The 19,927-nt window shown below is 68.4% G+C and carries 18 protein-coding genes; 12 read left to right on the top strand and 6 right to left on the bottom strand.

The genetic code is table 11. The annotated features are described in order from the left end of the window. Positions 1–67: 67 nt before the first annotated feature. The 4 genes from boxA to AC1IQ6_RS07085 all read right to left on the bottom strand — a co-directional run bounded on the left by boxA (position 68) and on the right by AC1IQ6_RS07085 (position 5,553). Positions 68–1,309: a benzoyl-CoA 2,3-epoxidase subunit BoxA gene (boxA, locus tag AC1IQ6_RS07100; RefSeq protein ID WP_209165793.1), complete on the bottom strand. Its 1,242-nt coding sequence runs from the start codon at positions 1,307–1,309 to the stop codon at positions 68–70. Positions 1,310–1,363: 54 nt separating this feature from the next. Further along, entirely contained in the window at positions 1,364–2,791 is a 1,428-nt protein-coding gene (gene boxB, locus AC1IQ6_RS07095; protein ID WP_111825616.1) for a benzoyl-CoA 2,3-epoxidase subunit BoxB, read from the bottom strand. A 54-nt stretch (positions 2,792–2,845) separates the two neighbouring features. Continuing rightward, positions 2,846–4,504 (bottom strand): 2,3-epoxybenzoyl-CoA dihydrolase, encoded by a 1,659-nt coding sequence (boxC, locus tag AC1IQ6_RS07090; protein WP_102773606.1) that lies wholly within the window; start codon positions 4,502–4,504, stop codon positions 2,846–2,848. 140 nt (positions 4,505–4,644) lie between these two features. Then, positions 4,645–5,553: a helix-turn-helix transcriptional regulator gene (locus tag AC1IQ6_RS07085; protein ID WP_102773607.1), complete on the bottom strand. Its 909-nt coding sequence runs from the start codon at positions 5,551–5,553 to the stop codon at positions 4,645–4,647. A gap of 181 nt (positions 5,554–5,734) precedes the next feature. Between AC1IQ6_RS07085 and AC1IQ6_RS07080 the strand changes: the two genes are divergently transcribed. From AC1IQ6_RS07080 to AC1IQ6_RS07045, 8 genes are all read left to right on the top strand, one after another. After that, positions 5,735–6,205, top strand: coding sequence for a 4-hydroxylaminobenzoate lyase (locus tag AC1IQ6_RS07080; protein WP_102773608.1), 471 nt, complete (start codon positions 5,735–5,737; stop codon positions 6,203–6,205). A gap of 69 nt (positions 6,206–6,274) precedes the next feature. Beyond that, a complete protein-coding gene (locus AC1IQ6_RS07075; protein ID WP_485866056.1) occupies positions 6,275–7,834 on the top strand; it encodes a benzoate-CoA ligase family protein in 1,560 nt (519 codons plus the stop codon). Next, positions 7,831–8,646: an alpha/beta fold hydrolase gene (locus AC1IQ6_RS07070; protein ID WP_485866055.1), complete on the top strand. Its 816-nt coding sequence runs from the start codon at positions 7,831–7,833 to the stop codon at positions 8,644–8,646. The genes AC1IQ6_RS07075 and AC1IQ6_RS07070 overlap by 4 nt, the downstream gene beginning before the upstream one ends. Before the next feature lie 37 nt (positions 8,647–8,683). Next, positions 8,684–9,844 carry an ABC transporter substrate-binding protein gene (locus tag AC1IQ6_RS07065; protein WP_102773611.1) on the top strand — a complete coding sequence of 387 codons (1,161 nt, stop codon included), beginning with the start codon at positions 8,684–8,686 and terminating at the stop codon, positions 9,842–9,844. Between the two features lie 33 nt (positions 9,845–9,877). Beyond that, positions 9,878–10,759 (top strand): branched-chain amino acid ABC transporter permease, encoded by an 882-nt coding sequence (locus AC1IQ6_RS07060; protein ID WP_102773612.1) that lies wholly within the window; start codon positions 9,878–9,880, stop codon positions 10,757–10,759. A gap of 2 nt (positions 10,760–10,761) precedes the next feature. Further along, on the top strand, positions 10,762–11,817 hold the full coding sequence (locus tag AC1IQ6_RS07055; protein WP_485866054.1) for a branched-chain amino acid ABC transporter permease: 1,056 nt from the start codon (positions 10,762–10,764) through the stop codon (positions 11,815–11,817). After that, on the top strand, positions 11,810–12,577 hold the full coding sequence (locus AC1IQ6_RS07050) for an ABC transporter ATP-binding protein (RefSeq protein ID WP_102773614.1): 768 nt from the start codon (positions 11,810–11,812) through the stop codon (positions 12,575–12,577). The genes AC1IQ6_RS07055 and AC1IQ6_RS07050 overlap by 8 nt, the downstream gene beginning before the upstream one ends. Beyond that, positions 12,574–13,284, top strand: a complete 711-nt coding sequence (locus AC1IQ6_RS07045; RefSeq protein WP_102773615.1) for an ABC transporter ATP-binding protein — start codon at positions 12,574–12,576, stop codon at positions 13,282–13,284. Before AC1IQ6_RS07050 ends, AC1IQ6_RS07045 begins: the two co-directional genes overlap by 4 nt. On the opposite strand, the gene AC1IQ6_RS07040 is transcribed toward AC1IQ6_RS07045, so the two are convergent. Then, on the bottom strand, positions 13,281–14,837 hold the full coding sequence (locus AC1IQ6_RS07040; protein ID WP_102773616.1) for an acetolactate synthase large subunit: 1,557 nt from the start codon (positions 14,835–14,837) through the stop codon (positions 13,281–13,283). The genes AC1IQ6_RS07045 and AC1IQ6_RS07040 overlap by 4 nt on opposite strands. Before the next feature lie 152 nt (positions 14,838–14,989). Further along, the gene (locus AC1IQ6_RS07035; RefSeq protein ID WP_102773617.1) at positions 14,990–15,568 is read right to left on the bottom strand and encodes a TetR/AcrR family transcriptional regulator; all 579 of its coding nucleotides are present in this window, start codon (positions 15,566–15,568) and stop codon (positions 14,990–14,992) included. Between the two features lie 169 nt (positions 15,569–15,737). Here AC1IQ6_RS07035 and AC1IQ6_RS07030 point away from each other — a divergent pair, with 169 nt between their 5' ends. The 4 genes from AC1IQ6_RS07030 to AC1IQ6_RS07015 are packed head-to-tail and all read left to right on the top strand — an operon-like array spanning position 15,738 to position 19,926. Next, on the top strand, positions 15,738–17,294 hold the full coding sequence (locus AC1IQ6_RS07030; protein ID WP_485866053.1) for an AMP-binding protein: 1,557 nt from the start codon (positions 15,738–15,740) through the stop codon (positions 17,292–17,294). Positions 17,295–17,347: 53 nt separating this feature from the next. Beyond that, entirely contained in the window at positions 17,348–18,328 is a 981-nt protein-coding gene (locus AC1IQ6_RS07025; protein WP_485866052.1) for a Bug family tripartite tricarboxylate transporter substrate binding protein, read from the top strand. Between the two features lie 14 nt (positions 18,329–18,342). After that, positions 18,343–19,512, top strand: a complete 1,170-nt coding sequence (locus AC1IQ6_RS07020) for a thiolase domain-containing protein (RefSeq protein ID WP_102773620.1) — start codon at positions 18,343–18,345, stop codon at positions 19,510–19,512. A 3-nt stretch (positions 19,513–19,515) separates the two neighbouring features. After that, the gene (locus AC1IQ6_RS07015) at positions 19,516–19,926 is read left to right on the top strand and encodes a Zn-ribbon domain-containing OB-fold protein (protein ID WP_485866051.1); all 411 of its coding nucleotides are present in this window, start codon (positions 19,516–19,518) and stop codon (positions 19,924–19,926) included. Position 19,927 lies beyond the last annotated feature (1 nt).

Genomic DNA, 19,927 nt, shown 5'->3' with positions numbered 1-19,927 from the left:
CGCCAGCGCGCGCCGTTGCCTGTTTGCATGTCGACCCGCGGGCGGCCATGCACAGGGCCGCGGCCGTTCAATAGGTCTCGAAATGCAGCCGCCCCTCGCGGCGCAACGCATCATGCAGGATAGACCAATCCTGGCCCGCTTGCACTGTCACGTCGCGCAATGCGTCCAGCACGCCGACTTCCATGCCTTTCAGGCCGCAGACGTAGATGCAGGTGTTGCGGTCGGCCAGCAGCTCCAGCACCTTGTCGGCGCGCTCGCGGATCAGGTCCTGCACGTAGCGCTTGGGCTGGCCGGCCTCGCGCGACAGCGCCAGGTTGATGTCGATGAAGTCGGAGGGCAGTTTCATCAAGGGGCCGAAGTACGGCAGTTCGCGCTCGGTGCGCGCGCCGAAGAACAGCATGAGCCTGCCGTTCTCGCCGGAGTCGATGCGCCGGCGGCAGCGTTCGGTCATGGCGCGCATGGGGGCCGAACCGGTGCCGGTGCAGATCATGATGAGATTGGCGCGCGGGTGGTTGGGCATCAGGAAGGTGTTGCCGAACGGCCCTATCACCTGCACCTTGTCGTTCTTGACCAGGTCGCACAGGTAGTTGGAGCAGACGCCGTGGGCGGGCGCGCCGGCATGGTCCTCGGTGACGCGCTTGACCGTCAGCGAGAGGTTGTTGTAGCCGGCCCGCTCGCCGTCGCGCGGGCTGGCCAGCGAGTATTGGCGCGCGTGGTGCGGCCGGCCCTGGGCGTCCAGGCCCGGCGGCAGGATGCCGATGGACTGCCCTTCCAGCACGGGAAACGGCAGCTCGCCAAAATCCAGCACGATATGGTGGATGTCGCTGTCGGTATCGGCGCCGGTGACCCGGTAATTGCCGACCACGGTGGCCGTCATCGGGGTCTTGTGCGTGTACAGGTTGACGTACGGATGGGCCGCGGACCACGGCGGCACCGCCGCGCCCGGCGTGACATAGGCCGGCTGCGGCGCGTCCGCGGCGGGTTCGGCCGCACCCGCGTCGGCCTGGCCGGCGGCCGCCCCGGCCGCCTCCAGCGCCTGCTGCTGGGGCAGCTCTTCCCAGCCCAGCTGGTCGCGCACGGAATAGGCCTCGGCCCGCAGCACCAGGTGCCAGTTGTCGATGGCGCCGGTGGGGCACGGCGGCACGCAGGCCATGCAGCCGTTGCAGATGTCCGGGTCCACCACGTAGTTGTTGGCGTCGTGCGTGATCGCGTCGATCGGACAGGTTTCCTCGCAGGTATTGCAGCGGATGCAGATCTCGGGATCGATGAGATGCTGCTTCAGGACTTCTGCAGGTAAGGGCGCGTTCATCGTGGTCTTCCCCATGCTCCGGCAGGCGGCCGCCGGCGCGGCCGCCGCCCCGTCTTAGTTGAAACGGACGTACTCGAAATTCACCGGCTGGCGGTTGATGCCCATGACCGGCGGCGCGATCCAGTTGGCGAACTTGCCCGGCTCGGTGACGCGCCCCATCAGCGAGGCGACGAAGGCGCGGTCCTCGGCGCTGGGCAGCCACTTGTGGCTGTGGGCCTGCCACTGGGCCTCGGACAGCAGTTCGCCTTCGGGCGACATGCGGATGCCGGCCAGCGTGCCGATCTGGCGGTTGAAGGCCTTGTGCGGCACCTGCAGACGGAACGGGATCCCGCTTTTCTCGATGACCTTGTTCCAGCGTCCGATGCCGGCCACGGAATCGCGGATGAAGTCGTCGCGCAGCACTTCGTTCAGCGCGTTGAGCATGGGCACTTCGACTTCCTGCAGTTTGCCGTTGTCCACGGTCAGCACGCGGTAGGTGTCGTTCTTGAGCTGGTGGTCGTCGGTGCGCTTGCTTTCTTCGTAGCGGCCCTTCAGGCCCGAGCTGTAGAAGATGGCGGCGTTGGAGGACTGGTCCGCGCCGAACAGGTCGATGGTGACGCTGTAGTGGAAGTTCAGGTAGCGCTGGATGGTGGGCAGGTCGATCACGCCGGCCGCGCGCACGCTGGCGGGGTCGTCGGTCTTCAACTGGTTCATCACTTCGCAGGTGCGCTGGATGACGCGCGAGATGCCCGATTCGCCCACGAACATGTGGTGGGCCTCTTCGGTCAGCATGAACTTGGTGGTGCGCGCCAGCGGGTCGAAGCCGGATTCGGCCAGCGCGCACAGCTGGAACTTGCCGTCGCGGTCGGTGAAGTAGGTGAACATGTAGAACGCCAGCCAGTCCGGCGTTTTTTCGTTGAACGCGCCCAGGATGCGCGGATTGTCGGCGTCGCCCGAGCTGCGCTGCAGCAGCGCGTCGGCCTCTTCGCGGCCGTCGCGGCCGAAGTAGCGGTGCAGCAGGTAGACCATGGCCCACAGGTGGCGGCCTTCCTCGACGTTGATCTGGAACAGGTTGCGCAGGTCATACTGCGACGGAGCGGTCAGCCCCAGGTGGCGCTGCTGCTCGATCGAGGCCGGTTCGGTGTCGCCCTGCGTGACGATGATGCGGCGCAGGTTGGCGCGGTGTTCGCCGGGCACGTCCTGCCAGGCGTCGCGCCCCATGTTCTCGCCGAAATGGATCTTGCGCTGGCCGTCCTGCGGCGTCAGGAAGATGCCCCAGCGGTAGTCCGGCATGCGCACGTGGTCGAAATGGGCCCAGCCGTCGGGCTGCACGCTGACCGCCGTGCGCAGGTAGACGTCGAAACCGTGCGAGCCGTCCGGGCCCATGTCCTGCCACCATTGCAGGTAATTGGGCTGCCAGTGTTCCAGCGCGCGCTGCAGCGTGCGGTCGCCGGACAGATTGACGTTGTTGGGGATCTTATCGGTGTAATTGATGCCGGACATGTCTCGCTCCTGTTCTTGAAGTGGGGGCCGCGCGGCGCGGCGTCGCCGGGCCGTTCAGACCCGGTTCCAGTCGAAGGCGGCCTGCTCGCCCTTGCCGTACAGCTTGAGCGCGCCTTTCTCGCCGGCTGCATTCGGACGGTTGAAGATCCAGTTCTGCCACGCCGTCAGGCGGCCGAAGATCCGGGTCTCCATGGTTTCCTTGGCGCCGAAGCGCAGGTTGGCTTCCAGGCCGGTCAGCGCGTCGGGCGACAGGGCGCGGCGCTCTTCCAGCATCATCCGCACTTCGTCGTCCCAGTCGATGCTGTCGGGCGCGTAGGTCACCAGGCCCAGTTCCAGCGCGTCGGCGGCCGCCAGCGGCTGGCCCGCGCGCTCGCGCACCGCCTCCAGCGGGGCGGCTTCCTCGTGGAAGCGCCGCTGCAGGCGGCTTTGCCCGCTGACCATGGGATAGGCGCCGAAATTGCCGGCGCCCACCACGATGCGCGCCGGCGCGGCCGCATCCTCGTCGTCCAGCATGTAGCTGCGGTCCGCGGCCAGCGCCAGCTCCAGCAGCGTGCCGGCAAAGCACGAGCCGGGCTCGATCAGCGCGAACAGGCTGCGCGAGGTCACGTCCAGGCGCGCCAGCGTGCGGCGCAGCATGCCGGCGGTTTCGCGCACGAACCAGTGGTCCGCATGGCGTTCGAGCGCGGCGTCGGCGGCCAGGACGCGGTCAGCGTCGCCCTCGGTCTTGAAGACCCAGGTGCCGATGTCCAGTTCGTTGGTGCGCATGGACAGGATGGCGTCGTCCAGTTCGCGCGCCATCTGCAGCGGCCACCAGGCCGCGCCGGCCGCCAGGATATCGGCGATTTCCACGGGTGCGTCGCCCTCGGGCGCGCGCACGGTCCAGACGGCCAGGCGCTTGTCGCGGTCGATGCGCACGTCGACGTAGCGGTAGGACAGGCCATCGGCGCTTTCCTCGCGGTGCAGCGGCGTCAGCGCGACGCCCTGCGCATCGGCCGGGCGGTCGCTGCCCTGCGCCAGGGCTTGCGCGCGTTCGCGCACGGCCTGCTCGAAACGGGCGGGCTTGACCACCTCGTCCACCAGCCGCCAGTCCTTGGCGCGCTGGCCGCGCACGCCTTCGACCAGGGTGCAGAAAATGTCGGCATGGTCGTGGCGCACCTTGCGCTTGTCGGTCACGCGGGTCAGTCCGCCGGTGCCGGGCAGCACGCCCAGCAGCGGCACTTCGGGCAGCGCCACGGAAGAGGAGCGGTCGTCGACCAGCATGATTTCGTCGCAGGCCAGCGCCAGCTCGTAGCCCCCGCCGGCGCAGGCGCCGTTGAGCGCGGCGATGAACTTCAGGCCGCTGTGGCGGCTGGAGTCCTCGATGCCGTTGCGGGTTTCGTTGGTGAACTTGCAGAAGTTCACCTTCCAGGCATGCGAGGACAGGCCCAACATGAAGATGTTGGCGCCCGAACAGAAGATGCGTTCCTTCATGCTGGTGACCACCACGCTGCGCACTTCGGGGTGCTCGAAGCGGATGCGCTGCAGCGCATCGTGCAGTTCGATGTCGACGCCCAGGTCGTAGGAATTCAGCTTGAGCTTGTAGCCGGGGCGCAGGCCGCCGTCTTCGGCCACGTCCATGGCCAGCGTGGCAACCGGGCCGTCGTAGCTCAGGCGCCAATGACGGTACTGGCCGGGATCGGTCCGGAAATCTACCCAGTTGAGAGTGCTGCTCATCGTGTGTCTCCTTGCACGCCTAGACAGGAAAAATACTGCACAACATGAATTATTATGCAGATTAAGGGCAAAAAAAATCCCCGTCAAGCGGGGACATGCAAAAAAATTCCGGTTCCAGGCGCGTCCACCCGCCCCCGGGCCTACAACGGCAGACCGCAGGCCTTGCGCACCTGCGTGCGCAGCCCCGCGAAGCTCTCCTTCACGTCCAGGTTGCTGGTGACCCAGGTGAGATCGGCCTTGGCGTAGAAGGCCTCGCGTCCGGCCAGGATGCGCTTGAGGTCGGCCATGGCCTCGTTGTTGCCGGACATGGGCCGGAAGTCGCCCTGCGCCATGACGCGGCCCATGTGTTCCTCGGGCGTGGCGCGCAGCCACACCGTATAACAGTGCGCCAGCAGCAGGTTCAGGGTGGCAGGCTCCGAGACCAGCCCGCCCGGCGTGGCCAGCACCATTTCGGGGTAGATCTGCACCGCCTCTTCCAGCGCGCGCCGTTCGTAGCGGCGGTAGGCGTTGGGGCCGTACAGGTTGTGGATCTCCAGGATGCTGCAGCCGGCCACGCGCTCGATCTCGCGGTTCAGCTCGACGAAGGGATAGCCCAGGTCGTCGGCCAGCATCTGGCCCAGCGTGGACTTGCCCGCGCCGCGCAGCCCGATCAGCGCCACGCGCTGGGTGCGGTTGGGGCGCTGCGCGCCGGCGCCCACGCCGAACAGCTGCGTCAGCGCCTCGCGCGCGCGCTGCAGGTCGGATTCGGTGCGGCCGCTGAGCAGCTCCCGGATCAGCAGCCAGTCCGGCGATTCCGTGGTCACGTCGCCGACCAGCTCGGCCAGCGCGCAGTTGAAGGCCCGCGCGATCTGCAGCAGCACCAGGATGGAGGCGTTGCCCACCCCGTGCTCCAGATTGGCCAGGTGGCGCTCGGACACGCCCGTGACCTGCGACAGGCTCTTGCGGGTCATCCCGCGTATGGCCCGCAGTCGGCGCACCCGCTCTCCCAGCGCCACGAGAAAAGCCTCGCGCCGGGGTTCGGATGGCGCCGCGTCTAGCGCTTGATTCATGTTCTGGCTGGCTCCGCAAAAACCCTGATAGTCATTGTTTTGTGCACTATAGTGCTTGACCATTATCAATGGAAGCACTATTTTTCACTCAAGTGAATTCAACTGCCGGTCAGAGGCAAAAAAACAGCAGTGGAATTCATCCGCTTCGAAAAGCGCCGATAAGTGTAAAGGAGGAGCCCCGGTGACCACGCCAGATCGATTCCATGCCCTGATGCGCGACGTCGCGCGCCTGGCCGCCGGCCAGCAACTGGACGCCGGGCTGCAGGCCCGGCTGAACCGCGAGGCCGGCCCCCACAGCGCGCTGTACCAGGACATCTTCGCGGCCTGCCGGCAAGGCGTGGCCGACGGCTGGATGTGCTCGCGCGAGGGCGGCGGCATCCGCTACGGCCGCGTGATCAAGCCCGCCCCCGACCTGGCCGACTGCTCGGTCGACGTGGTGGACATGGACGACCTGGCCGGTCCCCACCATGCGCATCCCAACGGCGAGATCGACATGATCATGCCGCTGACCGAAGGCGCCCGCTTCGACGGCCACGGCGCCGGCTGGCTGGTCTACGGCCCCGGCAGCGCGCACAGCCCTACCGTGACGGGCGGGCGCGCCCTGGTGCTGTACCTGCTGCCGGGCGGCGCCATCGAGTTCTCGCGCGGCTAGCGCCGCCCTTCCCGACCAATAAACAGACAAGAGCGCGGCATCCGCCCACCAGGACACCAGGAGACAACCGTGAACACCTGTCCCGCCGAACTGAATTTCGCCAGCCACCTGGCGGCATTGAACGCTGCGCGCGCCGCCAAGCCCGCCTATATCGACGACCACCGCCAGCTCAGCTACGGCGAGCTGGCCGAGCGCGTGGCGCGCCTGGGCGGCGCCCTGCGCGGCCTGGGCCTGCGCCGCGAGGAACGCGTCCTGCTGCTGATGCAGGACACGGCGGACTGGCCCGTGGTGTTCCTGGGCGCGCTGCACGCCGGCGTGGTGCCGGTGGCGGTCAACACCCTGCTGACCGCGGACGACTACGCCTACATCATCGGCCACAGCCGGGTGCGCGCGGTGTTCGTCTCCGGCGCGCTGCTGCCCACCGTGCAGGCCGCGATCAAGCAGGCCGGCGCCGACGTGGAGCACGTGGTGGTGTCGCAGCCGGCCGGCCCCTTGCCCGCCGGCGCGCATGAATTCGAGGCGCTGCTGGCGGCCGCGCCGCTGGCGCCGGCCGTGCGCACGCTGTCCGACGAGATCGCGTTCTGGCTGTATTCGTCCGGCTCCACCGGCAAGCCCAAGGGCGTGGTCCACACCCACGGCAACCTGTGGCATACGGCCGAGCTCTACGCCAAGCCGGTGCTCGGCATCCGCGAAGACGACGTGGTGTTCTCGGCGGCCAAGCTGTTCTTCGCCTACGGCCTGGGCAATGGCCTGACCTTCCCGCTGTCGGTGGGCGCAACCGTCATCCTGATGAGCGAACGCCCCACGCCGCAGGCGGTGTTCCAGCGCCTGACGCGCCACCGCCCTACCGTGTTCTACGGCGTGCCCACGCTCTACGCCAGCATGCTGGCCGCGCCGGACCTGCCGGCGCGCGAACAGCTCGCGCTGCGCATCTGTACCTCGGCGGGCGAAGCGCTGCCGCGCGACATCGGCGAACGCTTCACGCGCCATTTCGGCTGCGACATCCTGGACGGCATCGGCTCGACGGAAATGCTGCACATCTTCATTTCCAACCAGGCCGGGCAGCTGCGCTACGGCACCACCGGCAAGCCGGTGCCCGGCTATGAAGTACAACTGCGCGACGACAGCGGCGCGCCGGTGCCTGCCGGCGCCATCGGCGACCTGTACATCAAGGGCCCCAGCGCGGCCCTGATGTACTGGAACAACCGCGACAAGACGCGCCAGTGCTTCCTGGGCGACTGGCTCAAGAGCGGCGACAAATACACCTGCGACGCCGACGGCTACTACACCTATGCCGGGCGCAGCGACGACATGATCAAGGTCAGCGGCCAGTACGTCTCGCCGGTGGAGGTGGAGAACATCCTGGTGCAGCACGAGGCCGTGCTGGAGGCCGCGGTGATCGGCGTGCCGGACCACGACGGGCTGGTCAAGACGCGCGCCTACGTGGTGCTGCGCCCCGGCTTTCAGCCCGACGCCAGCACCGGCGCCGCGCTGCAGACCTACGTCAAGCAGCACCTGGCGCCCTTCAAGTACCCGCGCCGCATCGACTTCACCGACGAGCTGCCCAAGACCGCCACCGGCAAGATCCAGCGCTTCCGCCTGCGGCAGCTGGCCGAGGCGTCGCTATGAATCCCGACGCAATCGCCTGCGCCGACATCCACGCGCTGGGCCGCGACCTGCGCCTGGAATACCAGTGGATCGCCGCCGCCCGCCCGGACGCGCCGCTGCTGGTCTTCCTGCACGAAGGCCTGGGGTCGGTCTCCATGTGGAAGGACTGGCCGCGCCAGCTGTGCGAAGCCTGCGGCTACCGCGGGCTGGTGTATTCGCGTCCCGGCTATGGGCGCTCCACGCCGCGGCCCGCGCAGGAAAAATGGCCGGTGGAATTCATGCACGACCAGGCGCGCGAGGTGCTGCCCGCCCTGCTCCGCGCGCTGGACGTGGACGCGCGGCGCGACCGGCCGGTGCTTTACGGCCATAGCGACGGCGGCTCGATCGCGCTGCTGTACGCGGCCATGCACCCGGACGCCGTGGCCGGCGTGGTGGCGGCCGCCCCGCACATCTTCGTCGAGGACGTCTCGGTGGCCAGCATCGCGCAGGCGCGCCGCGCCTATCTGGAGACGGACCTGCCGGCCCGGCTGGGCCGCCATCACGCGCACGCCGATTCGGCGTTCTGGGGCTGGAACGACATCTGGCTCGATCCCGCCTTCCGCGCCTGGAACCTGGAACCCTACCTGTCGCGCATCGCCTGTCCGGTGCTGGCCATCCAGGGCCTGGACGACGAGTACGGCACGCTCGCGCAGATCCGCGGCATCCGCCGCCTCGCGCCCCAGACCGAACTGCTGGAGATACCGGACTGCGGCCACTCGCCGCACAAGGACCAGCCCGCCCGCGTCACCCAGGCCGTCGCCGGTTTCGTCGGCGGACTGGAACAACCCCGCTGACCCCGCGTCGGCCCATAACAAAGCACGGAGACTCACCATGAACCACGCCCTGACCCGGACCGCGCTCGCCGCGGCCCTGATGCTCGCAGCCGGCGGCGCCCAGGCGGCCGACAAGATCAAGGTCGGCTTCATGCTGCCCTACAGCGGCACCTACGCCGCGCTTGGCAACGCCATCGAGAACGGCTTCAGGCTGTACGTCGGCGAACAAGGGGGCAAGCTGGGCGGACGCGAGATCGAGTATTTCAAGGTGGACGACGAGTCCAATCCGGCCAAGGCCGCCGAGAACGCCAACCGCCTGATCAAGCGCGACAAGGTCGACGTGCTGATCGGCACCGTGCACTCGGGCGTGGCGATGGCGCTGGCCAAGGCCGCCAAGGACAGCGACACCACGCTGATCGTCACCAACGCTGGGGCCAACGCCATCACCGGCCCGCTGTGCAGTCCGGGCATTTTCCGCACCTCGTTCACCAACTGGCAGCCGGCCTACGCCATGGGTCCCGTGGCCTACGCCAAGGGCCACAAGACCGCCGTCACCATCACCTGGAAATACGCGGCCGGCGACGAGGCCATCGGCGGCTTCAAGGAAGGCTTCGAGAAGGCCGGCGGCAAGGTGGTCAAGGAACTGAGCCTGCCGTTTCCCAACGTCGAGTTCCAGCCGCTCCTGACCGAGATCGCGGCGCTCAAGCCCGACATGGTGTTCACCTTCTTCGCCGGCGGCGGCGCGGTGAAGTTCGTGCAGGACTACCATGCCGCGGGCCTGGGCAAGACCATCCCGCTGTACGGTTCGGGTTTTCTCACCGACGGCACGCTGCAGGCCCAGGGCGAGTCGGCCCAGGGCCTGCTCACCACGCTGCACTATGCCGACGGCCTGAACACGCCGCGCGACAACGCCTTCCGCGCCGACTACGCCAAGGCCTACAAGATGCAGCCCGACGTCTATGCCGTACAGGGCTACGACGCGGCCCAGCTGATGCAGTCGGGCCTGGCCGCGGTGAACGGCGATTTCGGCAAGAAAGAAGCCTTCCGCAAGGCCATGCGCGGGGCCACCGTGGACAGCCCGCGCGGCGCCTTCACGCTGTCGGCGGCCGGCAACCCGGTGCAGGACATCTACCTGCGCCGCGTCGACGGGATGGAGAACAAGGTCGTGGAGGTCGCCGTGCCCAAGCTGGCCGACCCGGCCCGCGGCTGCAAGCTCTGATCCCGCAACGCGCACCGGCCACAGGGAGGCCCCATGGACATCGGCATCCTGCTCATCCAGAGCCTGAACGCGTTCCAGTACGGCTTGCTGCTGTTCCTGGTGGCCAGCGGCCTGACGCTGATCTTCGGCATCATGGGCATCATCAATCTGGCCCACGGCAGCTTCTACATGATCGGCGCCTACATGGCGTTCGCGCTCGGGCCGGCTGTCGACCGCTGGCTGGGCGGCGGCTTCCTGGCCACGCTGGCGGTCTGCGTCGTGGCCGCCGCCGTGCTGGGCTATCTGCTGGAAGCCGCCTTCTTCAGCTATCTGTACCGGCGCAACCACCTGCAGCAGGTGCTGATGACCTACGGCCTGATCCTGGTCTTCGAGGAGCTGCGCAGCATCCTGGTGGGCAACGACGTGCACGGCGTGCCGCTGCCCGCGTGGCTGCAGGGCAGCATCCCGCTGGGCGGCGTCATGACGTATCCGGTGTACCGGCTGTTCATCTCGGCGGTCGGCATCGCGGTGGCGCTGCTGCTGTACTGGGTGATCGCGCGCACCCGGCTGGGCATGATGCTGCGCGCCGGCTCCAGCAACCGCGAAATGACCGCCTCGCTGGGCATCGACGTCAACCGCCTGTACCGGCTGGTGTTCGCGGCCGGCGTGGCGCTGGCGGCGCTGGCCGGCAGCATCGCCGCGCCGGTCTCTTCCGTCTATCCCGGCATGGGCAACGGCGTGCTGATCGTGTGCTTCGTGGTCGTGGTGATCGGCGGCATCGGCTCGGTGCGCGGCGCCTTCCTGGCCGCGATGCTGGTCGGGGTGGTCGAGACCTTCGGGCAGGTGCTGTTCCCGTCCGCGGCCGGCGTGCTGGTGTACCTGCTGATGGCGTTCATTCTTCTATGCAAGCCCGAAGGGCTGTTCAAGCAGGGCTGAATATGTTGAACCGATTCCTACCCGCCCTGACCCTGCTGGCGCTGGCGGCCTTCGCCTGGAGCGGCAGCGACTACTACACCGGCCTGGCGGTCAAGCTCATGATCTACGCCATCTTCGCGCTCAGCTTGCAGCTGCTGGTGGGCGGCGCGGGACTGGTCAGCCTGGGGCATGCCGCCTTCTTCGGCATCGGCGCGTACACCGCGGCGCTGCTGTCGCCCGAGTCGGAGGCGGCCAGCCTGTGGTGGCTGCTGCCGGCCGCGGTGCTGGCGGCCGCAAGCTATGCCGCGGTCACCGGCGCGCTGGCGCTGCGCACGCGCGGCGTGTACTTCATCATGGTCACGCTGGCGTTCTCGCAGATGGCCTACTACGTGTTCCACGATACCGACGTGGGCGGCGGCAGCGACGGCATCTATCTGTACTTCCGGCCCGAACTGTCGGTGGCCGGCTGGATGCCCTTGGACCTGGGCGAGGCCCGCACGTTCTACTTCTTCGTGCTGGCCTGCCTGGCGCTGGTCTGGGGCTTTCTGGCCCTGCTGCGGCGCTCGGCCTTCGGCGCCGCGCTGGCCGGCATCCGCATCAACGAGCAACGCATGCGCGCGGCCGGCTATTCGACCTATCCGTACAAACTCACCGCCTATGTGGTGGGCGCGGCGCTGGCCAGCCTGGCCGGCTTTCTGTTCGCGCTCAAGGACGGCTTCGTCACGCCCGAGCTGCTGGCCTGGGAGCAGTCCGGGCTGGTGCTGCTGATGGTGATCCTGGGCGGCATGGCCAGCCTGGGCGGCGCGGTGCTGGGCACCGTGGCGCTGGTGCTGCTGCAGGAACTGTTCCAGTCCCAGGCGATCTTCGGCGACTACGCCAGCCACTGGCACCTGCCGCTGGGCCTGGCCATCATCGCGCTGGTGGCGCTGCTGCCCGACGGGCTGGCCGGCCTGCCGGCGCAATTGCGCCGACGCCGCCAGGCGCGCGCCGCCGGCGCCGTTCCCAGACCGGAAGCCGCCACGCCCGGCCGTCCGGCGCCGCCGGCGCGCCTGCCCATACAGGGAGAGCCCCATGTCTGAAGTCCTGCTCGCCGCCAGCGCCGTCACGCGCCGCTTCGGCGGCCTCACCGCGGTCAACGGCGTCTCGCTGGGCCTGCGGCGCGGCCAGGTCCATGCCGTCATCGGCACCAACGGCGCCGGCAAGTCCACGCTGATCAACATCCTGTCGGGCGAACTGGCGCCCAGCAGCGGCCAGGTCATGCTGGACGGGCGCGACGTCACCGCCTGGCGCCAGCCCGAGCGGGCGCGCGCCGGCCTGGGCCGCAGCTACCAGCGCTCGACCATCTTCCCGGAGCTGAGCGTGCTGGAGAACTGCCGGCTCGCGGCGCAGGCGCGCCGGCAGCGGTTCTGGCGCTGGTGGCGGCCGGCCTCCGACTGCCGCCGCAGCGCCGAACTGGCGCGCCACGCGCTCGATTGCACCGGGCTGGCCGACGACGCGCCGCGCGCGGCCGGGCTGCTGCCGCACGGCCGCAAGCGCCAGCTCGAAATCGCCATGTGCCTGGCGGGCGAGCCCCAGGTGCTGCTGCTGGACGAGCCGCTGGCCGGCATGGGGCCGGAGGAAACCGACCGCATCCTGGCGCTGTTGCAGACGCTCAAGTCCGGCCACGCCATCCTGCTGGTCGAGCACGACATGGACGCGGTCTTCCGCGTGGCCGAGACCATTACCGTGATGGTCAACGGCAGCGCCATCGCCAGCGGCACGCCGCAGGAGATCCGCGCCAACCCCGAAGTGCGCACCGCCTACCTGGGCGAGGACGCCGACGCCGGAGCCGGACGATGAACACGCTGATCGAAGCCGGCGGCCTGCACGTCTACTACGGCGCCAGCCACGTGCTGCGCGGGGTCGACATGCATATCGCGCCCGGCGAGTCCGTCGGGCTGGTGGGCCGCAACGGCATGGGCAAGACCACTCTGATACGCAGCCTGGTCGGGCAGGTCAGATGCGCGCAGGGCAGCGTGCGCGTCGACGGCCGCGACTGCACCCGCGCCCAGCCGCACGCCATCGCCCGGCTGGGCGTGGCCTACGTGCCGGAAGGACGCGGCATCTTCCCCAACCTCAACGTGCGCGAAAACCTGCAGGTCGCGGCGCGCCCCGGCAGGCGCGGCCGCCAGGACTGGAACTACGCGCGCGTGCTGGACACTTTTCCGCGGCTGCAGGAGCGCCTCGGACACGGCGGGCAGCAGTTGTCGGGCGGCGAGCAGCAGATGCTGGCCATCGGCCGCGCGCTGATGACCAATCCCGAACTGCTGATCCTGGACGAAGCCACCGAGGGCCTGGCGCCGCTGATCGTGGCCGAGATCTGGAAGATCATCCGCCAGATCCGCGCCAGCGGCATGTCCACGCTGATCGTGGACCGCAACTACCGCGCGGTGCTGGCGCACACCGACCGCTGCCTGGTCATGGAAAAAGGCCTGATCGTGCGCGACGGCGACAGCGCCGCGCTGGCGCGCGAACCGGAGCAGCTCACCCGCCACCTGGGCGTCTAGATCACCGCTTCGATCAGGAACGGGCCGCGGCGCTTCAGGCCTTCCTGCAGCGCGCGCGCGAAGCCTTCCACGGTGTCCACGCTCACCGCCTCCACGCCCATGCCGCGCGCCAGGTGCGTCCAGTCCAGGTGGGGCTCCTGCAGGTCCAGCATGCGGCGGGCGTTGCGGCCGGGCTCCTCCACGCCGACCTTCTTCATTTCGCCATGCAGCGTGGCGTAGGAGCGGTTGGCCAGGATCACCGTCAGGCAATCGAGGTTCTCGCGCGCCTGGGTCCACAGGGCCTGCAGCGTGTACATGCCGCTGCCGTCGGCCTGCAGCGTGACGACCTTGCGGTCCGGGCAGGCCACGGCCGCGCCGGTCGCCAGGGGCAGCCCGATGCCGATGGCCCCGCCGGTCAGCACGAGCCAGTCGTGCGGCGCGCTGCTGGCGCTGTAGATCGGGAATTCGCGGCCCTGCGTGATGGACTCGTCGCAGACGATGGCCTGTTCCGGCAAGGTATGCGCGATGAGGATGTTCACCGCCGCCCCGGTCAGGCGGCCGGACTGCGGCACCTCGTAGGCCGCGGCCGGCGGCGCCAGGCGCGGCGCGTCGGCGGCGATGCCGAGTTCGTCGGCCAGCCATTCCAGCGCGTGCGCCAGGTCCTGTTCGGCCGAAGCCAGCACCACCTGGTTGCAGTCGGCCGGCGCCAGCAGGCTGGGCTTGCCCGGATAGGCGAAAAAGCCCACCGGCGCCCGCGCGCCGACCAGCACCAGATGCCGCACGTCCTTGAGCTTGGACACCGCCAGGTCGATCACATAGGGCAGGCGCTCGACCGGCGTGCGCGAACCGCCGCGCTCGACGCGGCGGTTCGAGGTTTCCGACATCAGGCGCACGCCGGTGGCGCGCGCGATACGGCCGGCGGCGTTCAACGCGCGTTCGCGCAGCGCGGCCCCGCCCAGCATCAGCGTCACGTTTTCGCCCGAGCGGATCGCGGCGGCGGCCGCGCGCACCGCCTGCGCCGACGTCTGCGCCGGCGCCGTGCGCGGCGCCAGCACCGGCGGCGTGTTTTCCGGCAGCTCGGTCCAGGCCGTATCGGCCGGCAGGATCAGCGTGGCCACGTTGCCCGGCGCCTGGCGCGCCACGCCCACGGCCTCGGCCGCGTCGGCCGACAGCGCGCCGGCCGTCAGCGTGCGCTTGACCCAGTGCGACATCGGCCGCGCCACGCCCTCGACGTCGCTGGTCAGCGGCGCGTCGTACTGGACGTGATAGGTGGCGTGGTCGCCCACGATGTTCACCATCGGCGTGCGCGCGCGCTTGGCGTTGTGCAGGTTGGCCAGGCCGTTGCCCAGCCCCGGTCCCAGGTGCAGCAGGGTCGCGGCCGGCTTGTCGGCCATGCGCGCGTAGCCGTCGGCCGCGCCGGTCACCACGCCCTCGAACAGGCCCAGTACGCAGCGCATCCGGGGCTTGCGGTCCAGCGCCGCCACGAAGTGCATCTCCGAGGTGCCCGGGTTGGCGAAGCAAACGTCCACGTCGTTCGCAAGCAAGGTGTCGCAAAGGCTGTCAGCGCCGTTCATCGTGTCTCCTGATAATTTCTGGGCGGTGCGGGCGCGGCGGCGCGCCCGGATAGTTGGCATGATAGGAAGCCTGGCCCGAACGCGATAGGGCCATCTCGGCGCGAACGGATGGAACCATTCCCGGTTCGGCGGTCAATTTCCGCTGTCCGAAATCACGTGCCGGCCGGCGGCCTGGCCAGCAGGCCGTTGAGCACGACTTCGTAGAACTCGGCGAAGGCCGCGCCGATCGTCAGGCCGGTTTCCTCCAGAAACCGCTGGTTCCTCAGGCGGTGCGCCGCGCCCAGGATGGCTTCCGACAGCACGCGCGGATTGTGCGGCGCCAGCAGTCCCTGGCGCACGCCCTCTTCGATCATGGACTCCAGCCCGCGCACCCGCGCCAATTGATAGGCGTCGAACACCGCGCGGCCGCTCTCGGTCGCGTCCAGGTCGGTCAGGGCCGCCTTGCTCAGGCCGGATGCGTTCAGCGTCGCGTGCAGATAGGCCGCGATCGCCCTGGCGCCGTCGGCCTGCTCGCGCGCGGCGGCAAACCCTTTCTCCAGGTTGCCCTGCAGTACCTGCCGGCAAATATTGACGAACAGCTCTTCCTTGGTGGGCGCGATTTCGTAGAGACGCCGGCGCGAGCACTGCATGCGCTGCGCAATGTCGGCAATGGTCAGCGCGGACACGCCCTCGACGATCAGCAACGCGGTCAGTTCCTTGATGAAAACCTCGTCGGTACGTCGTTTCGCCATGTATCGCCGCTTGCCTGTGGATGAGAGGGGGCATTCTACGACGCCTAGGTAAAACACCTAGTCCGGGAGTCCCCTGTTTTGGTACCAACAATATTGACACAGTACCGTTTGTCATTTCAAATCGGTACTGAAACATAGATTTCAGTACCAAAAGAACAACGGAGACCCGATGCGCCTTCCCCACGATTCCCTGCATGAAGGCGCCACGGTCGCCGCCCTGTACCGTACGTCGTTCAGGGCGTTTCCCGATGCCCCGGCCATCGTCTCCGACGAGGCCGCGCTTTCCTACGCCGAGCTGGAGGCGATGTGCCATCGCTACGCGCGGCTGCTGCGCGCCAAAGGCCTGCAACGGCAGGACGCCATTGCCTTTCTCGTCGGCAACCGCGCCGAGGCCATCGCCGCCATCATCGCGGCGCAGTTCATCGGCCTGAAGTCGGTCGCCCTGCACCCGATGGCCTCCGAGGAGGACCACGTCTTCGTGCTGCAGGACGCGCAGGTGCGGGCCCTGGTGGTCGACGACAGCAAGTACGCGCAACGCGCCCAGGCCATCGAGGCGCGCGGCGCGGTGCCCATGGTGCTGCCGCTGGACGGCGGCATGGTCCGGGAAGCGGCGGCGATGGACGGCGGCGAGCTGCCGCTGGACGCCCGGCCCGGAGACATCACCAAGCTGTCCTACACCGGCGGCACCACCGGCCGTTCCAAGGGCATTCTGCAGACTCATCGCACCGCCGTCACCATGACGCTGCAAATGCTGGGCGCGTACGAGTGGCCGCGGCATGTGCGGTATCTGGTGACCACGCCGATCTCGCACGCAGCGGGCGGCCTGATCCTGCCGACCTTTCTGCGCGGCGGCGCCGTCTACCTGAGCGACAAGTACACGCCAGCCGGCTTTCTGGAGCGCGTGCAGCGCCACCGCATCAATTTCACCTTCCTGGTTCCGACGCAGATCTACGGCCTGCTGGACCATCCGGCGCTGGCCGCCAGCGACTGCTCCAGCCTCGAACTGGTTCTTTATGGCGCGGCCCCCATGGCGCCGTCCAGGCTACTGGACGCGCTGCGCAGGATCGGCCCGGTATTCGGCCAGGTGTACGGCCAGGCCGAAGCGCCCATGACCATCTGCTACCTGCGCCGCCAGGACCACGACCCCGGGCGTCCCGAACTGCTGCGCTCCTGCGGCCAGGCCATCGCCGGCAACCAGGTGAAGCTGCTGGACGCGAACCTGCAGGAAGTGCCCACGGGCGAGATAGGCGAACTCTGCGTGCGCAGCCCGCTGGTGATGGAGGGCTATCTGAACCGGCCGGAAGAAAACGACAAGGTCTTCGCGGGCGACTGGCTGCACACCGGCGACATGGCGCGCATGGACGCCGCGGGCTATCTGTACATCGTCGACCGGGTGAAGGACATGATCATCTCCGGCGGCTTCAACGTCTATCCCAGCGAAGTCGAGAACTGCCTGGCGCAGCATCCCGACGTCGCGCTGTCCGCCGTCATCGGCGTGCCCGACGAGAAGTGGGGCGAGGCCGTCACGGCGATCGTGGTGCTCAAGGACGGCGCGCGCGCCGACGCCGCCGCGATCATCGAATACGTGACCCGGCACAAAGGCGTGGTGAATGCGCCGAAGACCGTGGTGTTCGAAGACCGGCTGCCGCTCACGGCGCTGGGCAAGATCGACCGCAAGACCATCAGAAGCCGGTACTGGACCGGCCGCGACCGCCAGGTCGGCTGAGCGAAACCACCCTGAATAAACAAGCCGGCCTACGGGCAACCAAGGAGACAACGATGCGCATCAGACACCGCATTTTCAAAGCATGCCTTTTGGCTCTGGGCATGGCGGGCGCCCCGCTTCACGCGCAGGAGCCCTACCCGGCCCGGCCCATCAAGCTGATCGTCCCCTTCGCGCCGGGCGGCGTCACCGACCTGACCGGCAGAACCTTCGCGAAATACATGTCGGATGCGCTCAAGCAGCCGATCGTCACCGAGAACAAGCCGGGCGCGGGCGCGCTCATCGGCGCGAACTACGTGGCGCGCTCCGCCTCCGACGGCTACACGCTGCTGCTGGGCACCAACGTCACCCACGCCATCAATCCGCAGTTGATGACGTCTACGCCCTATGACCCGCTCAAGGACTTCCGGCCGGTGGCGATGTTCGGCCTGAACGGAAACGTGCTGGTGGTCAACGCCTCATTTCCGGCGAACACCTTCGACGAATTCATCAAGTACATCAAGGCCAAGCCCGGCGACATCAATTACGCCTCGGGCAGCATCGGCAGCTCCGCCCACCTCGCCGCCGAATTGCTGAAGCAGGAGGTCAAGGGCCTGGAATACATGCACGTGCCCTACAGCGGCCCGTCCGAAGCCATGTCGGCGCTGATCGGCGGCCACGTGGACTTCATGTTCGCCAACATCGGCGCGGCCATCAGCCAGATCAAGTCCGGCAAGATCAAGGCGATTGCCGTCACCACGGCCAAGCGCGAAGCGCAATTGCCGGACGTGCCCACCATCGCCGAATCGGGCGTGCCGGGTTTCGAGGTGGTCGGCTGGATGGCGGCGTTCCTGCCCAAGGGCGCACCGGACGACGTGACCGCCCGTCTGAATCAGGCGGTCAACGACGCGCAGTCCGATCCCGACCTGCGCAAGACCCTGGATGCCGCAGCGCTGATTCCCGTGGTGGCGACGCCGGACCAGACCGCGAAATTCGTGCAGGACGAGTACGCGAAGTGGGGCCGCGTCATCCGCGACGGCAACATTCCAAAACAATGACCGGTGGAAAGCTCATGACACTCAAAGGCAAGGCCTACATCGCGGGCGCATACGAGCATCCCACGCGCTACGCGCCCGATAAATCGGTCACGCAGCTCCACGCCGAATGCGCGCTCGGCGCGCTGCGCGACGCCGGGCTGGACATCAAGGACGTGGACGGCTATTTCTGCGCCGGCGACGCGCCGGGCGGCAGCCCCCTGTCCATGGCGGAATACCTGAACCTGGACCTGAAGTGGGTGGACGGCACCGAGCTGGGCGGCTGTTCCTACATGGTGCACGTGCGCCATGCCGCGCTCGCCATCGCGCAAGGCAAATGCTCGGTGGCCCTGATCACCCTGGCCGGCAAGCCCAAGAGCAGCGGCATGGCCACGGGCACGGCGCCGCGCGAGCTGGGTCCGGAGCGCCCCGAAACGCCCTGGGACCGCCCGTACCGGTCCACCATCACGGGCATATACGGCATGCTGACGCAGCGCCACATGCACGAGTACGGCACCACCTCGGCGCAGCTGGCCGCCGTCAAGGTCGCGGCCGCGCACCATGCGCAATACAACGAGCACGCGGCGCTGCGCACGCCGGTGAGCGTCGAGGACGTGCTGGCCTCGCCCATCATCGCCAGCCCGCTGCATCGCATGGATTGCTGCGTCATCACGGACGGCGGCGGGGCGCTGGTGCTGACCAGCCCGGAAATCGCCAGGCGTCTCGCGCGTCCGCTCGTCAAGATCATCGGCGCGGGCGAAAGCATCAAGACTGCGCGTGGCGGCTACATCGACCCGGTCACTTCCGGCGCCGTCGCCAGCGGCAAACTGGCTTTCGCCGAGGCGGGCATCGCGGTCGACGACGTGAAATACGCGTCGATCTACGACAACTTCACCATCATGGTGCTGATGCAGCTCGAAGACCTGGGGTTCTGCAAGAAGGGGCAGGCCGGCGCCTATGCGGCCGAAGGCAATCTCATCTCCGGACGCGGCAAGCTGCCTTTCAACACCGACGGCGGCGGGCTGTGCAATAACCACCCGTCGAACCGCGGCGGCATGACGAAAGTGATCGAAGCGGTGCGCCAGCTGCGCGGCGAAGCGCATCCGGCCGTGCAGGTGCCCGGCTGCAACCTGGCGCTGGCATCGGGTCCGGGCCTGGTCATGGGCGTGGCCCATGCGCATTCCACCTTGATCTTCGAACGGGAGTAAGGCGTGAACCAGCCTATCGACGCAACCGCCCATCAGAACGACCCTTACGCCCAGGCGTATCCCGAGACCGCTCCATTCTGGGCCGCCGCGCAGCAGGGGCAATTGCTGCTGAAGACCTGCAACCGATGCCGGCGCGCCCACTGGTATCCGCGCGTCGTGTGCCCGCTGTGCGGCGGCGACAACACCGGCTGGGAACCGGCGAGCGGCCAAGGCAGCCTGTACGCGTTCAGCATCATCGAGCGCGCCGATCCGCCCTATGCCCTGGCCTACGTCGAACTCGACGAAGGCCCGATCCTGCTGAGCAATATGGTCGATTGCGACCTGCGCGCGCTGCGGATCGGGCAGCGCGTATCCGCCGTGTTCCGACAGACGCCGGACGGGCGCTACGCGCCTTACTTCACCCTCGCACCGTAGG

It is taken from the genome of Achromobacter sp. MUI-25009338 (assembly GCF_057359325.1).
This window is presented reverse-complemented; position numbering and strand designations above follow the sequence as displayed.

Bases quoted from the DNA above. Each gene is read 5' to 3' on its own strand.
- AC1IQ6_RS07035 (WP_102773617.1), bottom strand. From the start codon at position 15,568: ATGGCGAAACGACGTACCGACGAGGTTTTCATCAAGGAACTGACCGCG.
- AC1IQ6_RS07040 (WP_102773616.1), bottom strand. From the start codon at position 14,837: ATGAACGGCGCTGACAGCCTTTGCGACACCTTGCTTGCGAACGACGTG.
- AC1IQ6_RS07050 (WP_102773614.1), top strand. From the start codon at position 11,810: ATGTCTGAAGTCCTGCTCGCCGCCAGCGCCGTCACGCGCCGCTTCGGC.
- boxB (WP_111825616.1), bottom strand. From the start codon at position 2,791: ATGTCCGGCATCAATTACACCGATAAGATCCCCAACAACGTCAATCTG.
- boxA (WP_209165793.1), bottom strand. From the start codon at position 1,309: ATGAACGCGCCCTTACCTGCAGAAGTCCTGAAGCAGCATCTCATCGAT.
- boxC (WP_102773606.1), bottom strand. From the start codon at position 4,504: ATGAGCAGCACTCTCAACTGGGTAGATTTCCGGACCGATCCCGGCCAG.
- AC1IQ6_RS07020 (WP_102773620.1), top strand. From the start codon at position 18,343: ATGACACTCAAAGGCAAGGCCTACATCGCGGGCGCATACGAGCATCCC.
- AC1IQ6_RS07025 (WP_485866052.1), top strand. From the start codon at position 17,348: ATGCGCATCAGACACCGCATTTTCAAAGCATGCCTTTTGGCTCTGGGC.
- AC1IQ6_RS07060 (WP_102773612.1), top strand. From the start codon at position 9,878: ATGGACATCGGCATCCTGCTCATCCAGAGCCTGAACGCGTTCCAGTAC.
- AC1IQ6_RS07055 (WP_485866054.1), top strand. From the start codon at position 10,762: ATGTTGAACCGATTCCTACCCGCCCTGACCCTGCTGGCGCTGGCGGCC.
- AC1IQ6_RS07085 (WP_102773607.1), bottom strand. From the start codon at position 5,553: ATGAATCAAGCGCTAGACGCGGCGCCATCCGAACCCCGGCGCGAGGCT.
- AC1IQ6_RS07030 (WP_485866053.1), top strand. From the start codon at position 15,738: ATGCGCCTTCCCCACGATTCCCTGCATGAAGGCGCCACGGTCGCCGCC.
- AC1IQ6_RS07045 (WP_102773615.1), top strand. From the start codon at position 12,574: ATGAACACGCTGATCGAAGCCGGCGGCCTGCACGTCTACTACGGCGCC.
- AC1IQ6_RS07070 (WP_485866055.1), top strand. From the start codon at position 7,831: ATGAATCCCGACGCAATCGCCTGCGCCGACATCCACGCGCTGGGCCGC.
- AC1IQ6_RS07065 (WP_102773611.1), top strand. From the start codon at position 8,684: ATGAACCACGCCCTGACCCGGACCGCGCTCGCCGCGGCCCTGATGCTC.